11 protein-coding genes are annotated in these 13,783 nt (G+C 71.1%); 9 read left to right on the top strand and 2 right to left on the bottom strand.

Annotation, left to right across the window (positions count from 1 at the left end; genetic code table 11):
- Nucleotides 1–265: 265 nt before the first annotated feature.
- The 6 genes from ACWD3I_RS42600 (at nucleotide 266) to ACWD3I_RS42575 (ending at nucleotide 7,369) form a co-directional block, all read left to right on the top strand.
- Nucleotides 266–487 carry a CbtB domain-containing protein gene (locus ACWD3I_RS42600; protein WP_365409446.1) on the top strand — a complete coding sequence of 74 codons (222 nt, stop codon included), beginning with the start codon at nucleotides 266–268 and terminating at the stop codon, nucleotides 485–487.
- Between the two features lie 24 nt (nucleotides 488–511).
- Complete coding sequence (locus ACWD3I_RS42595; protein WP_365409443.1) at nucleotides 512–1,273, top strand: CbtA family protein; 762 nt, start codon at nucleotides 512–514, stop codon at nucleotides 1,271–1,273.
- Nucleotides 1,274–1,414: 141 nt separating this feature from the next.
- Nucleotides 1,415–2,593 carry an acyl-CoA dehydrogenase family protein gene (locus tag ACWD3I_RS42590; RefSeq protein ID WP_365409440.1) on the top strand — a complete coding sequence of 393 codons (1,179 nt, stop codon included), beginning with the start codon at nucleotides 1,415–1,417 and terminating at the stop codon, nucleotides 2,591–2,593.
- Between the two features lie 10 nt (nucleotides 2,594–2,603).
- A complete protein-coding gene (locus ACWD3I_RS42585; protein ID WP_365409437.1) occupies nucleotides 2,604–3,446 on the top strand; it encodes an oxygenase MpaB family protein in 843 nt (280 codons plus the stop codon).
- 57 nt (nucleotides 3,447–3,503) lie between these two features.
- Nucleotides 3,504–5,741, top strand: a complete 2,238-nt coding sequence (locus ACWD3I_RS42580; protein WP_365409434.1) for a serine/threonine-protein kinase — start codon at nucleotides 3,504–3,506, stop codon at nucleotides 5,739–5,741.
- Nucleotides 5,742–5,803: 62 nt separating this feature from the next.
- On the top strand, nucleotides 5,804–7,369 hold the full coding sequence (locus ACWD3I_RS42575) for a phytoene desaturase family protein (protein ID WP_365409431.1): 1,566 nt from the start codon (nucleotides 5,804–5,806) through the stop codon (nucleotides 7,367–7,369).
- 11 nt (nucleotides 7,370–7,380) lie between these two features.
- Here ACWD3I_RS42575 and ACWD3I_RS42570 read toward each other — a convergent pair whose 3' ends face one another.
- Nucleotides 7,381–8,094, bottom strand: a complete 714-nt coding sequence (locus ACWD3I_RS42570) for a HEAT repeat domain-containing protein (protein ID WP_365409428.1) — start codon at nucleotides 8,092–8,094, stop codon at nucleotides 7,381–7,383.
- Between ACWD3I_RS42570 and ACWD3I_RS42565 the strand changes: the two genes are divergently transcribed.
- Entirely contained in the window at nucleotides 8,065–9,201 is a 1,137-nt protein-coding gene (locus tag ACWD3I_RS42565; RefSeq protein ID WP_365409425.1) for an aminotransferase-like domain-containing protein, read from the top strand. The two genes, ACWD3I_RS42570 and ACWD3I_RS42565, sit on opposite strands and share 30 nt — an antisense overlap.
- 31 nt (nucleotides 9,202–9,232) lie before the next feature.
- Here the strand turns inward: ACWD3I_RS42565 and ACWD3I_RS42560 are convergent, their stop codons facing one another.
- The gene (locus tag ACWD3I_RS42560; protein ID WP_365409422.1) at nucleotides 9,233–10,990 is read right to left on the bottom strand and encodes a serine hydrolase; all 1,758 of its coding nucleotides are present in this window, start codon (nucleotides 10,988–10,990) and stop codon (nucleotides 9,233–9,235) included.
- An 85-nt stretch (nucleotides 10,991–11,075) separates the two neighbouring features.
- Here ACWD3I_RS42560 and ACWD3I_RS42555 point away from each other — a divergent pair, with 85 nt between their 5' ends.
- A complete protein-coding gene (locus ACWD3I_RS42555; RefSeq protein ID WP_365409419.1) occupies nucleotides 11,076–12,185 on the top strand; it encodes an NAD(P)H-dependent flavin oxidoreductase in 1,110 nt (369 codons plus the stop codon).
- A complete protein-coding gene (locus ACWD3I_RS42550) occupies nucleotides 12,182–13,735 on the top strand; it encodes an acyl-CoA synthetase (RefSeq protein WP_365409416.1) in 1,554 nt (517 codons plus the stop codon). The genes ACWD3I_RS42555 and ACWD3I_RS42550 overlap by 4 nt, the downstream gene beginning before the upstream one ends.
- Nucleotides 13,736–13,783: the final 48 nt, after the last annotated feature.

The raw sequence follows: 13,783 nt of genomic DNA, 5'->3' as shown, positions 1-13,783 counted from the left end.
GCCCCTCCAAGATCGGTACTTGACGGGCCGAACGGCCCTCCGCGGGCGCTCGGGGTGCTCCCGTGCGCTCTTGGCCGCGCCTCTCCCACGCGGTACCTTCTCGTCGATATCGACGACGGTTCGGTGGAAGCCGGTGGGATTCCGGCACGGTCGCGCCACTGTATGCCGGGAACGCCCTTCGGGTGCGGGCCGGGTGAGTCAGACCCGCCCCGTCGTCCTGTGCACCACTGACACGGGACGCGAGTTCCCCCAGGAGGTACCTGCCATGGCGCAGTCCGTCGCCCCGCCGACCACCGGTTCCACCGCGGTACCCGCAAAACTGCCGATCGGCGCCATCGCCCCCTGGGCGGCCTTCTTCGGCGTTCTGATGCTGGTCCTGCTCTACTTCGTCGGCGCCGAACAGGGTGCCACCTCCCTCATCTCCGGTGAGGGTGTCCATGAGTGGGTGCACGACGCCCGCCACCTGCTCGGCTTCCCCTGCCACTGACAGCGACGAGGAAGCCCCCTGCGCATGAACTCCGCAACTGTCAGAAACCTGCTGGTCCGCGGCATGCTCGCGGGCCTCGCCGCGGGCTTGGCCGCTCTCGTCGTCGCGTACTTCCTGGGTGAACCGCGCGTCGACCAGGCCATCGCCTTCGAGGAGGCCCACGCCCACGAGCACGGCGGCGAGGAACTCGTCAGCCGCACCCTGCAGTCCACCGCCGGCCTGTCCACCGGCGTCCTCGTCTACGGGGTCGCCTTCGGCGGCATCGCGGCGCTCGCGTACTGCTTCGCGCTGGGCCGCATCGGTCGCTTCGGGCCGCGCGCGAGCGCACTGCTCCTGGCGGCAGCCGGACTGGTCTGCGTCTACGTCGTCCCGTTCCTGAAGTACCCGGCCAATCCGCCGGCCGTGGGCGACCCCGACACCCTCAACCAGCGCACCGCGCTGTTCTTCCTGATGATCGTGCTCAGCGTGCTGCTGGCGATCGGCACCGTCATCCTGGGCAAGCGCCTCGCGCCGCGCCTGGGCAACTGGAACGCCACCCTCGCGGCGGGCGCGTTCTTCGTCCTCGCGGTCGGTCTGGCGTACGCCTTCCTGCCGTCGTTCAGCGAGGTCCCGGAGCACTTCCCGGCCGGCCTCCTGTGGCAGTACCGGCTTGCCGCCCTCGCCGTCCAGGTGACCCTGTGGACCTCCTTCGGGCTGGTCTTCGGGCTGCTGGCGGAGCGGCTGCTGACGCCCAGGACGGCTACGGAGAAGGCCGCCGCCGCGCGGCCGACTCCCGTGGCCCACTGAGCGGTTCAGGCGCCACCGCACCGACGAAAAGGGCTCCCGGTACTCCGGGGGCCCTTTCGTGTGCCCTCGCCATTCCCAATTTCTGGAACACGTTCTACCGTGTGCGCCGACAGGACCGGTCCCGGGGAGCCTGGAGGCGCCGTGCATCTCGAATACACGCCCGAGCAGCAGCGGCTGCGCACCGAACTGCGCGCCTACTTCGCCGAGCTGGTGCCCGAGGACTCGCTCGCCCGCCACGGCGACCGGCGTGAGCAGAAGCGCTACTACCGCGACATCATCCGGCGGCTCGGCGCCGACCGCTGGCTCGGCGTCGGCTGGCCCAAGGAGTACGGCGGACGCGGGCTGAGCGCGATCGAGCAGTTCATCTTCTTCGACGAGGCCGCCCAGGCCGGCGTGCCGCTGCCGCTCATGGCCCTGAACACCGTCGGACCGACGATCATGCAGTTCGGCACGGACGAACAGAAGGCGTACTTCCTGCCCAAGATCCTCTCCGGCGAGATCGACTTCGCGATCGGCTACAGCGAGCCCGACGCGGGCACGGACCTGGCGGCCCTGAAGACGCGCGCGGTGCGCGAGGGCGACGAGTATGTCGTCAACGGCCAGAAGATCTGGACGACCAACGGCGACACCGCCGACTGGGTCTGGCTCGCGACCCGTACCGACCCGGCCGCCCCGCCCCACAAGGGCATCAGCATGCTGCTGGTGCCGACCACCGACCCCGGCTACTCCTGCACCGTCATCAACACCCTCGCCGGTCACGACACCACGGCCAGCTACTACGAGGACATCCGCGTCCCCGTCACCCGCCGCGTCGGCGCCGAGAACCAGGGCTGGCGGCTGATCACCAACCAGCTCAACCACGAACGCGTCACCCTCGCCGCCCACGGCACCATGGCGATCCGCGCCCTGCACGACGTCCAGCGCTGGGCCACGGAGACCAAGCTCGCCGACGGCCGCCGCGTCGTCGACCTGCCCTGGGTGCGCAGGCTTCTCGCCCGGACGCACACCAGGCTGGAAGCCCTCAAGCTCCTCAACTGGCAGATGGTCAGCGCGGTCCAGGACGGCACGCTCACCCCGCAGGACGCCTCCGCGGTCAAGGTGTACGGCTCCGAGGCCCGCCGCGACGCCTACGCCTCGCTGATGGAGATCGTCGGCGCGGCGGGCGCCCTGAAGGAGGGCTCGGCGGGCACGGTGCTCCACGGAGAGCTGGAACGCGGCTACCGCTCGGCCGTGATCTTCACCTTCGGCGGCGGCAACAACGAGATCCAGCGGGAGATCATCTCGTGGATCGGTCTGGGTATGCCGAGGGTACGGCGTTAGCCTTCGAGACATGGGTGATCCCGGACTGTTCACACCGAAGTCGGTGACCTGGCAGATGCACGGCGACCCGATGATGTGGGTCGCCGGTGTCCGCGCGCTCTATTTCCAGGCCCTGCACCCGCGCGCGGTGCGCGGGGTCATACAGAACTCCGACTTCCGCAAGGACGCCTGGGGCCGGCTGCTGCGTACCGCGAACTTCGTCGGCACCATCAGCTACGGCACCACCGAGGCGGCGGAGAAGGCGGGTGCTCGCGTCCGGAAGATCCACACCATGCTGTCGGCCGTCGACCCGGACACGGGGGAGCGGTACGGCGTCGACGAACCCGAGCTGCTGCTGTGGGTGCACTGCGCCGAGGTCGATTCCTATCTGCACGTCGCGCGCCGCTCCGGATTCCGGCTCACCGACGAACTGGCCGACCGCTACATAGCCGAACAGCGGGTCGGCGCCCGCCTGGTGGGCCTCGACCCGGACGCCGTACCCGCCGACCAGGCCGAGATGGCCGCCTACTTCGAGAAGGTGCGCCCCGAACTCGCCGTCGGACCCGAGGCGCGCGCCGTGGACGACTTCCTGCTCCGCCCGCCGACGCACCGCCTCCTCGTCCCGGCGCGCGAGCTGCTGTGGCGGCGCGTGGCACACCTGGCGTACGCCGCTCTGCCGCCGTACGCCCACGAGCTCTACGGCAGGCCGGCCCCGAAACCCGCCACCGTCACCCGCCAGTTGCGTGCCACAGGCACCCTTTTGCGCGGTGTTCCCGCACGTCTTCGCTGGCAACTCCCGCCCAAACACATCCTCCGGGCCATGTCACGGCTCGGCCCCGGCTCGCGCCCGGCCCCGTACAAAGTGGGTAGATAGCTCGCCATACTGGACGGGCCAGGGGCGGGGCGAGACCATCGGGGGCGATCGCAGCAGATGGGGGACAGCAAGCTGATCCAGGGCCGCTACCGGCTGCTCGATCTGATCGGGCGCGGCGGCATGGGCGAGGTGTGGCGGGCGCGCGACGAGTCGCTGGGCCGTCGTGTCGCCGTGAAGTGCCTCAAACCGCTGGGCCCGTCCCATGACCAGTCCTTCACCCGGGTGCTGCGCGAGCGGTTCCGCCGTGAGGCCCGGGTGGCCGCCGCCCTCCAGCACCGCGGGGTCACCGTCGTCCATGACTTCGGAGAGTCCGACGGAATCCTCTACCTCGTCATGGAGTTGCTGGAGGGCCGCAACCTCAGCCAGCTCCTGGAGGACAACAAGCATCACCCGCTGCCCGTAGCGGACGTCGTGGAGATCGCCGACCAGGTGGCGGCCGCCCTCGCCTACACCCACCAACAGGGCATCGTGCACCGCGACTTGAAGCCCGCGAACATCATGCGGCTGACCGACGGCACGGTGAAGATCTGCGACTTCGGCATCGCCAGGCTCGGCCACGACATCGGCTTCACCTCCCGGCTCACCGGCACCGGCATCGCCATGGGCACCCCGCACTACATGTCGCCCGAGCAGATCGGCGGATCCGAGGTCGACCAGCGCAGCGACCTGTACTCGCTGGGGTGCGTGCTGTACGAGATCGCCACCGGGGCACCGCCGTTCGACCTCGACGACGCCTGGGCGATCCTCGTCGGCCACCGCGACACCCCGCCCCGCCCGCCGCGCAGCCACCGCGCGGAGGTGCCCGCGTACTTCGAGAAGATCATCCTGGACCTGCTGGCCAAGCTGCCCGAACAACGCCCGCACGACGCCCGCGAGTTGGGCCGCCGCATCAGCCTGGGGCGTACGACACCGACGTACGTGCCCACCGTGGTGACACCCCAGCCGACACTCAGGCCCGAGCCCACCGCCCGCGCGGCCCGTCTGCCGTCCTGGACCCGTGGCATGACCACCGGCCACAAGGCCACCGGCGCCGGCCTGGGCACCACGCCCCCGGACGCCGGAGCGGGGCTCACCGGCGAGTGGATCCCGCGGCCCACCACCGGACGACAGGCCGGGGGATCCAGCCCCGACGAATCGGCCGCCCCGACGCCGGAGGCCCTCACCGCCCTGACCGGACGGCACAACGCGGGGCTCAGCCTGGGCCGGCTGGGCCGCTGGTCGGAGGCAGGTGAGGTGCACCGCGCGGTGGCCGCCGAGCGCGAGCACCTGCTCGGCCCCGACCACCCGGACACCCTCGCCAGCCGCTACGAGGTCGCCTTCACCCTCAGCCGCACCGGCCGCGCCGCCGACGCCCTGCGCGAGTACAAGCACGTCGCCCGCAGCCGCAGTCTCTCCCTCGGCCCGGACCACCCCGACACCCTCGCCGCCCGCCAGGAGATGGCGTACGTGCTGGGCCAGCTGGGCCGCCACTTCGACGCCCACCAGGTCTACACGTCCGTCCTCGCCGCCCGTGAGCGCACCATGGGCCCCGACCACCCCGACACCCTGCGCTGCCGCCACAACCTCGCCTTCAACCTCAGCCGGCTCGGCCGTCTGGAGGACTCCTACCGCATGGCCTGCGACGTCGCGGCGGCCCGCGCGCGCGTCCTGGGGCCCGCCCACCCCGACACCCTGGTCACCCGCTACGAAGTCGCCTACGCGCTGGGCCAGTTGGGGCGCTGGCCGGAGGCCCTGCAGACCTACCACGAGGTCGCCGAGGCCCGCGCCCAGGCCCTCGGCTCCGACCACCCCGACACCCTCGCCGCCCGCTACGAGGTCGGCATCAGCCTGGGCCGCCTCGGCCGCAGCACGGAGGCGCTCCAGCTCTACCGCGACCTGATCGACGACCGCACCCGTGTCCACGGCCCCGCCCACCCCGAGACGCTCCGCGCCCGCCACGGCCTCGGTGTCAACCTCGGCCGCCTCGGCCGCTGGGAGGAGGCCCTCGCCGAGTCCCGCGACGTGTGCGCCATCCGCGAGCGTGTCCTCGGCCCGGAACACCCCGACACCCTGGTCAGCCGCCGCGAGGTCGCCGTGGGCCTCGGTTGGCTGGGCCGCTGGGCCGACGCCCTCACCGAGTACCGCAGAGTCGCCGCCGCCCGCGAACGCGTCCTCGGCGGCGACCACCCCGACACCCTCGCCAGCCGCAACGACGAGGCCCACTGCCTGGAACAGCTCGGCCGTGGCGCCGAGGCCGTGGAGCTGTACCGGAGGGTGGCGGTGCTGCGTCAGCAGCGGGCGTCCCAGGGGCCCTGACCCCGTCGCCGTACCGCCGTGCACCCCTGGCCGCCGACGATCATCGCGTGTTACGAAGAGACATGCCTGCACTCGAGGGACACACGTACGACGCCGTGATCGTCGGCGGGGGTCACAACGGCCTCGTCGCCGCCGCCTACCTGGCCCGGGCCGGACGCTCCGTCCTGGTCCTGGAGCGCCTCGACCACACCGGCGGCGCCGCGATCTCCAGCCGGCCCTTCGCCGGCGTCGACGCACGGCTGTCGCGCTACTCGTACCTGGTCAGCCTGCTCCCGAAGAAGATCGTCCGGGATCTGGGCCTGACCTTCCGGGTCCGCAAGCGCACCATCTCCTCGTACACCCCCGTCGAGCGCGACGGACAGCCCACCGGCCTCCTGGTGGGCGGCGGCGAGCGACGCACCCGCGAGGCCTTCGAGCGACTGACGGGCGGGAAGCACGAGTACGAGGCCTGGCAGCGCTTCTACGGTATGACCGGCCGCGTCGCCGAACGGGTCTTCCCGACCCTCACCGAACCGCTGCCCACGCAGGACGAGCTGCGGCGCCGGGTGGACGACGAGGAGGCCTGGCGGGCGTTGTTCGAGGAGCCCATCGGCGTGACGGTGGAGGACCGTTTCGCTGACGACCTGGTCCGGGGTGTCGTCCTCACCGACGCGCTGATCGGCACGTTCGCCGATGCGCATGACCCTTCACTGAAGCAGAACCGCTGCTTCCTGTACCACGTGATCGGCGGCGGCACCGGTGACTGGGACGTCCCCGTCGGCGGCATGGGCGCCCTCACCGACGCCCTGGCCGCCGCCGCCCGCGACGCGGGTGCCGTCATCGCCACCGGGCACGAGGCGGTGCGGATCGCCACGGACGGTCGTATGGCGGAGGTCGCGTTTCGGACGGCCGAGGGGGAGGGGACGGTGGCCGCCCGGCACGTCCTGGTGAACGCCTCCCCGCAGGCACTGGCGGACCTGACCGGCGACGAGCCGCCCGCCCCCGCGGAGGGTGCGCAGCTCAAGGTGAACATGCTGCTCAAGCGGCTGCCCCGACTGCGGGACAGCTCCGTCGACCCGCGCGCGGCGTTTTCCGGCACCTTCCACATCGCGGAGGGGTACGAGCAGCTCGCCGCCGCCTACGCCCAGGCCGCGGCCGGTGAGCTGCCCGCGGCCCCGCCGTCGGAGATCTACTGCCACTCGCTGACGGATCCGACGATCCTCGGCCCGGAGCTGGTGGAGCAGGGGTACCAGACGCTGACGTTGTTCGGCCTGCACACGCCCGCGCGGCTCTTCGAGGGCGACAACGACGCTGTCCGCGAGGAGTTGCTGAAGTCGACGCTCGCCCAGCTCGACGCCCAGCTCGCCGAGCCGCTGGCCGACTGTCTCGCCGTCGACGCGGACGGCCGGCCCTGCATCGAGGCGAAGACCCCGCTCGATCTGGAGCGGGACCTGCGACTGCCCGGGGGAAACATCTTCCATCGGGATCTGTCCTGGCCGTACGCCCGGGAAGGAGCCGGGCGTTGGGGCGTGGAGACGCGGCACGGGAATGTGCTGCTGTGCGGGGCGGGTGCGGTGCGTGGGGGTGGGGTCAGCGGGGTGCCGGGGCACAATGCGGCGATGGTGGTGCTGGGGGTGTCCGGAGACTGAAGGGCGGGCCGTCAGGTCGACGGTGGGCGCCAGGCCGGCCTGAGGGGGTAGCGCTCCGCCAACTCCTCGTATCGGGAACGGACTTGCAGGAGCGGCAGACGCGCGGCGGTGGCGTACTTCGGCAGGCCCGACTCCTTGATCTCCTCCTGGGGATCGATTCCGGGGGAGACACCGTCGTGGTCTCTGGAGAGCAGCATTCGGTCGACCTCGTCGCTCTCCAGGGTCGCGAGGGACCACAGGGCCTCGCGCCTCGTCTCCTCAAGGCTGTGAGCCATGGCCTCGCGCAACGTGTCACGGGCCGCCGAGTCTCCGAGCGTCGCCCGCGCCGCCGCCACCCGGGAACGGACTTCCTGGTACTCGGCCGCCCGAAGTTTCGACAGCGTCTGGATCACTCGTGGATCGCCGATGCCGACGAGCGCCTGGACGATGGTCAGAAGGAGGTCGTCGTCCGGGTGCGCTTCGCCGTCGACCCGCCTGAGCGCGGCCAGCAGAGGATCGACAGCCTTGCGGTCGCCCAAGTGGCCCAGTGCTTGGACGACGGACCTGTGCGGCACGCCGTGGTCATCGCTCAGGGTGCCGAGCAGGGGCTCCACCGCCCGGGAGTCGCCGAGGAGCCCGAGCGCCTGTGCAACGGCGGGGTCCAGGACGCCCCCGGTGGGGGTCTGGTCAGCCGGGAACAGGGCCGCGGTACGTTCGTGCGTGACATCGCGGTGCCCGCCGGTCACGGGATCGATCTCCAATTCGTCGCCACCGACGCGGTCGACCTCAACTTCGACTATCCATCGCTGCCCGGCCAGGCCGATCTCCTGCGGCAGGCCCTGCGCGAGGTGGCCGGCTCCGGTGATCTCGAATCGCTGCTGTCCTACCAGCCGCACCGAGGACGTTCACAGGACAGAGCCACGATCGCGCGGCATCTGAGGCGTCGGGGCATCACCCCTGACGCGGACCAGATCCTCGTCGTCAACGGTGCGGAGCACGGCCTCGCCGTCACCGTCATGGCCACGCTCAACGCCGGCGAGGTCGTCGCGGCCGACGCACTCACGTACCCGGGTTTCAAGGTGCTCGCGCATGCCCTTCGGCTGGATCTGCAACCCCTGCCCACCACTACTGGCGGGCCGGATCTCGATGCCTTCGAGAAGCTGTGCGCGACCCGCCCCGTGCGCGCTGTCCACACCATGCCCACCTTGCACAACCCTCTGGGCTGGGTCATGCCGGCGGTCGAGCGCACCCGTCCGATCGAGATCGCTCGGCGGTACGGCGTGCTCATCATCGAAGACGCCTCGTACGCCTTCCTCGTCGAGGACCCGCCACCGCCGCTGGCTGCCACCGCGCCGGACATCACCGTCTATGTGTCGGGACTGTCGAAGAGTGTCGCCACGGGCCTCCGGGTCGGCTTCGTCGCCGCCCCGCCGTTCAGGGTGCCGTCGCTCGAACGCGCGATTCGGGCGACGGCGTGGAACACCCCGGCCCTCACGACCGCCATCGCCTGCCGCTGGCTGGAGGACGGCACGGTGGACCAGTGGGAAGGGCAGAAGCGAGAGGATGCCACGGCCCGTCAGACACTCGCCCGACAGGAGCTGGCGGGTCTGCCGCTCATCGGTCACCCCTCGTCCTACTTCACCTGGTTGCCGCTGCCCGACGACGCACGCGCCGATCGCCTGACCGCCACCCTCGCGCGTCAGCACATCTCGGTGAGCACGGCGGAGCCCTTCACCACCACCACGCACACACCACAGGCGCTCCGTCTCGCCCTGGGCTCCACCGATCCGGACCGACTCCGGTCGTCGCTGCGCACCGTGCGACGCGTCGCTGTCGAGGACGCCTACGCCTGAACCTCGCAGGTCCGGCACGGGAACAGCTCCTTCAGGCGGCGGCCGCCACCCATCCCGCGGCGGCGATCCGTTCGGCGTCGCCCGCCCGCGCCTCGTCGAAGAGGACGCCGCCCGCCGTGCCCACGCGCAGCCCGTCGACGTACGCTCCACGGCCCACGTACAGCCGATCGGTCGTGTACCGCCAACGCAGCGCCAGTTGAGGGTGCGCCGGCAGATCCGCCGCCGCCCGGTGCCACACACGGCCCGACCAGCCGGTGACCGTGCCCGTCGGATGCGACTCATCGGGGCGTGTGGTCGTGAACGGGACCGGCTCCCACGTCGCCCCGCCGTCCGTCGTCGCCTCCAACGCGAGGGCGTCCGCCTGCGGTTCGGTGTCCCACCACAGCGCGCACCGCAGCCGAGCGCCGCCGGACGACGTGTCGAGGGCCGGCAACGTGAGCGTGGCCGTCGTGGCGCTCGCCATGCCGGAGAACCAGGCGCTGCGACCGTACCTCGGGCGCACCGGGACAGCGCGCGCCAGGTTGTTCGCGGCGGCCACCCGAGGCGCGGAGCCGGAGCGCCAACTGCGCACCGGGTGCACCGAGTTGCCCAGCACGATCAGGAACGAGTCCGTCGTCGGGTCGAGGACCAGCGACGTGCCGGTGAAGCCCGTGTGTCCGGCCGTGCGCGGTGTCGCCATCGCGCCCATGTACCAGTGCTGGTAGAGCTCGAAGCCGAGCCCGTGTTCGTCCCCCGGGAACGCGGTGTTGAAGTCGGTGAACATCAACTCCACGGACTCCCGGCGCAGGATGCGGACCCGGCCGTAGGAGCCCCCGTTGAGCAGCGTCCTGCCGAGCACTGCCAGGTCCCAGGCGCAGGAGAAGACACCCGCGTGGCCCGCGACTCCGCCCAGGCTGAACGCGTTCTCGTCGTGCACCTCACCCCACACCAGTCCTCGGTCGAGGCCGGACCAGGGCTTTCGTGCGTCCTCCGTCGCCGCGATCCTCGGTTTCCAGGAGGCGGGCGGGTTGTAGCGGGTGCGACGCATGCCGAGCGGCGCGGTGATCTCGTCGTGGAGGAGTGTGTCCAGGGTGCGGCCGGTGATCTTCTCCAGGACCAGTTGGAGGGAGATCAGGTTGAGGTCGGAGTAGAGGTACCTGGTGCCTGGGGGGTTGAGGGGTGCCTCGTTCCAGATGAGCTGGAGCTTTTCCTCGTACGTCGGTGCGTTGTACAGCGGGATCCAGGCACGGAACCCCGAGGTGTGCGTGAGGAGCTGACGGATCGTGATGTCCTGCTTGCCCGCGCCGGCGAACTCCGGGAGGTACGCGGCGACTTTGTCCTCCAGCTCCAGCGCGTCTCGCTCGATCTGCTGCACCGCCAGGACGGAGGTGAACAGCTTGGACACCGAGGCCAGGTCGAAGACGGTGTCCTCGGCCATGGGGATCTGGTCCTCGGGTGCGAACTCGACGCCGGAGTCGGTCTTCTCGTCGTACGCCGAGTAGCGCACCGCCATGCCGATCGGGCGGTGCAGCGCCACGGTGTCGCCGCGTCCGGCGAGCAGCACGGCGCCCGCGTACCAGGGGTGCTGAGGGGAGGGGGCGAGGAACGTCTCCGCGTCGGTGACGAGTTGGCGGAGGTGAGTGGCGAGGAGGCCGGCCTGCGCCGGGGTGCCGTGGCGCAGTGTGCTGTGGCTGGTGGACGCGGCCGCGGGCCCGGCGGGGAACGGGGCGATGGCCAGCGAGCCGCCCAGGGCGAGGGCTCTTCGGGTGATTTGACGGCGGGTCAGTCCGGTGGACACCTCATCGGTCATCGTGGAACTCTAACCCGGCGACCGAATCTGACGGAGCATCAGAAAACCCCTTCCGTCCTCCGGAGGACTGCGGCATCCTGCGCCCATGCAGACGGAGCTGAGCAAGAAACTGGGAGTCGAGCACGCCATCTTCGGCTTCACGCCGTTCCCCGCCGTCGCTGCGGCCATCAGCCGGGCCGGCGGCTTCGGCGTGCTCGGCGCGGTCCGCTACACCGCCCCCGACGATCTCAAGCGCGACCTCGACTGGATCGAGGCCCATGTCGAGGGCAGGCCGTACGGGCTGGACGTCGTCATGCCCGCCAAGAAGGTCGAGGGGGTGACCGAGGCCGAGGTCGAGGCCATGATCCCCGAGGGGCATCGGCAGTACGTCAAGGACACCCTCGCCAAGTACGGCGTACCCGAACTGGCCGAGGGGGAGGTGTCCGGCTGGCGGATCACCGGGTGGATGGAGCAGGTCGCCCGCACCCAGCTCGACGTCGCCTTCGACTACCCGATCAAGCTGCTCGCCAACGCGCTCGGCTCGCCGCCCGCGGATGTCGTCGAACGCGCCCACGACCGGGGCGTGCTCGTCGCCGCGCTCGCGGGCAGCGCCCGGCACGCCGTCAAGCACCAGGAAGGCGGCATCGACATCGTCGTCGCCCAGGGCTACGAGGCCGGCGGCCACACCGGCGAGATCGCCTCGATGGTGCTGACCCCCGAGGTCGTCGACGCCGTCGGCCCGCTGCCGGTACTGGCCGCGGGCGGCATCGGCAGCGGACGGCAGGTGGCGGCCGCGCTGGCGCTCGGCGCCCAGGGTGTGTGGCTGGGCTCGCTGTGGCTCACCTGCACTGAGGCCGAGATGTCCTCGCCCGCGGTGACACGGAAGCTGCTGGAGGCCGGCTCCGGCGACACGGTCCGCTCGCGTGCCCTGACCGGGAAACCCGCACGTCAGCTGCGGACCGAGTGGACGGACGCCTGGGACGACCCGAACGGCCCCGGCACCCTGCCCATGCCCCTCCAGGGCCTGCTCGTCGCCGATGCCCTCACGCGCATCCAGAAGTACGAGGTCGAGCCCCTGCTCGGCACCCCCGTCGGACAGATCGTCGGCCGGATGAACAGCGAACGCAGCGTCCAGGCCGTCTTCGACGACCTCACGCGCGGCTTCGAGCAGGCCGTCGACCGTGTCAACCGCATCGCCGGAAGGAGCGGCCAGTGACGAGCACACCCCCCGCGGGCTTCTGGGCCCAGGCCACCGCCGACCCCGACCGCACCGTCCTCGTCGCCCCGGACGGCGAGAAGTGGACCGCCGGCCGGCTGCACGCCGCCGCCAACCGTCTCGTGCACGGTCTGCGCGCCGCCGGTATGGAGCGCGGGGACGCCTTCGCGGTCGTCCTGCCCAACGGCGTCGAGTTCTTCACCGCCCATCTCGCCGCCACCCAGGCCGGGTTCTATCTCGTCCCGATCAACCACCACTTCGTGGGCCCGGAGATCGCCTGGATCGTCGCCGACTCCGGCGCCAAGGTGTTCCTCGCCCACGAGCGCTTCGACGGCCCGGCCCGCCAGGCCGCCGACGAGGCGGGCCTGCCCGCCACCCACCGGTATGCGATCGGCGAGGTCGAGGGCTTCCGCCCGTACGCCGAACTCCTCGACGGACAGCCGGAGTCGCCGCCCGAGGACCGCACCCTCGGCTGGGTCATGAACTACACCTCGGGCACCACAGGCCGCCCCCGCGGCATCCGCCGCCCGCTGACCGGCAAGCTCCCCGAGGAGGCCTACCTCGGCGGCTTCCTCGGCATCTTCGGCATCAGGCCGCACGACGACAACGTGCACCTCGTCTGCTCGCCGCTCTACCACACGGCGGTGCTCCAGTTCGCCAGCGCTTCCCTGCACATCGGTCATCGCCTCGTGCTGATGGACAAGTGGACGCCCGAGGAGATGCTCCGGCTGATCGACCGGGAGCGGTGCACCCACACGCACATGGTCCCGACCCAGTTCCACCGCTTGCTGGCGCTGCCGGAGGGCATCAAGGCGCGCTACGACGTCTCCGCCATGCGGCACGCCATCCACGGCGCCGCCCCCTGCCCCGACCATGTGAAGCGGGCGATGCTCGACTGGTGGGGCCCCTGTGTGGAGGAGTACTACGCGGCCAGCGAGGGCGGCGGTGCTTTCGCGACCGCGGAGGACTGGCTCAAGAAGCCCGGCACGGTCGGAAAGGCCTGGCCCATCAGCGAGTTGGCCATCTTCGACGACGACGGCAACCGGCTGCCGCCCGGTGAACTCGGCACCGTGTACCTGAAGATGAACACCGGCGGATTCTCGTACCACAAGGACGAGAGCAAGACGAAGAAGAACCGCGTCGGTGACTTCTTCACTGTCGGTGACCTCGGCCTCCTGGACGAGGACGGCTATCTCTTCCTCCGCGACCGTAAGATCGACATGATCATCTCGGGTGGGGTCAACATCTATCCCGCCGAGATCGAGTCCGTCCTGCTCCAGCACCCCGCCGTCGCCGACGCGGCCGCCTTCGGCATCCCGCACGACGACTGGGGCGAGGAGGTCAAGGCCGTCGTGGAACCGGCGTCGGGCCACGAACCCGGACCTGACCTGGCCGCCGACATCCTCGCCCACTGCACCGGCCGGCTCGCCGGCTACAAGTGCCCCAGGACCGTCGACTTCATCACCGAGATGCCCCGCGACCCCAACGGCAAGCTCTACAAGCGACGACTGCGGGACCCGTACTGGGAGGGCCGCGTCCGCCCGGTGTGAACCCCGGTGGCAGGGAAGTTCCCCGAACCCGACGGCGTCGTCCAGCTC

This window comes from Streptomyces sp. NPDC002817 (assembly GCF_053592055.1).
This window is presented reverse-complemented; position numbering and strand designations above follow the sequence as displayed.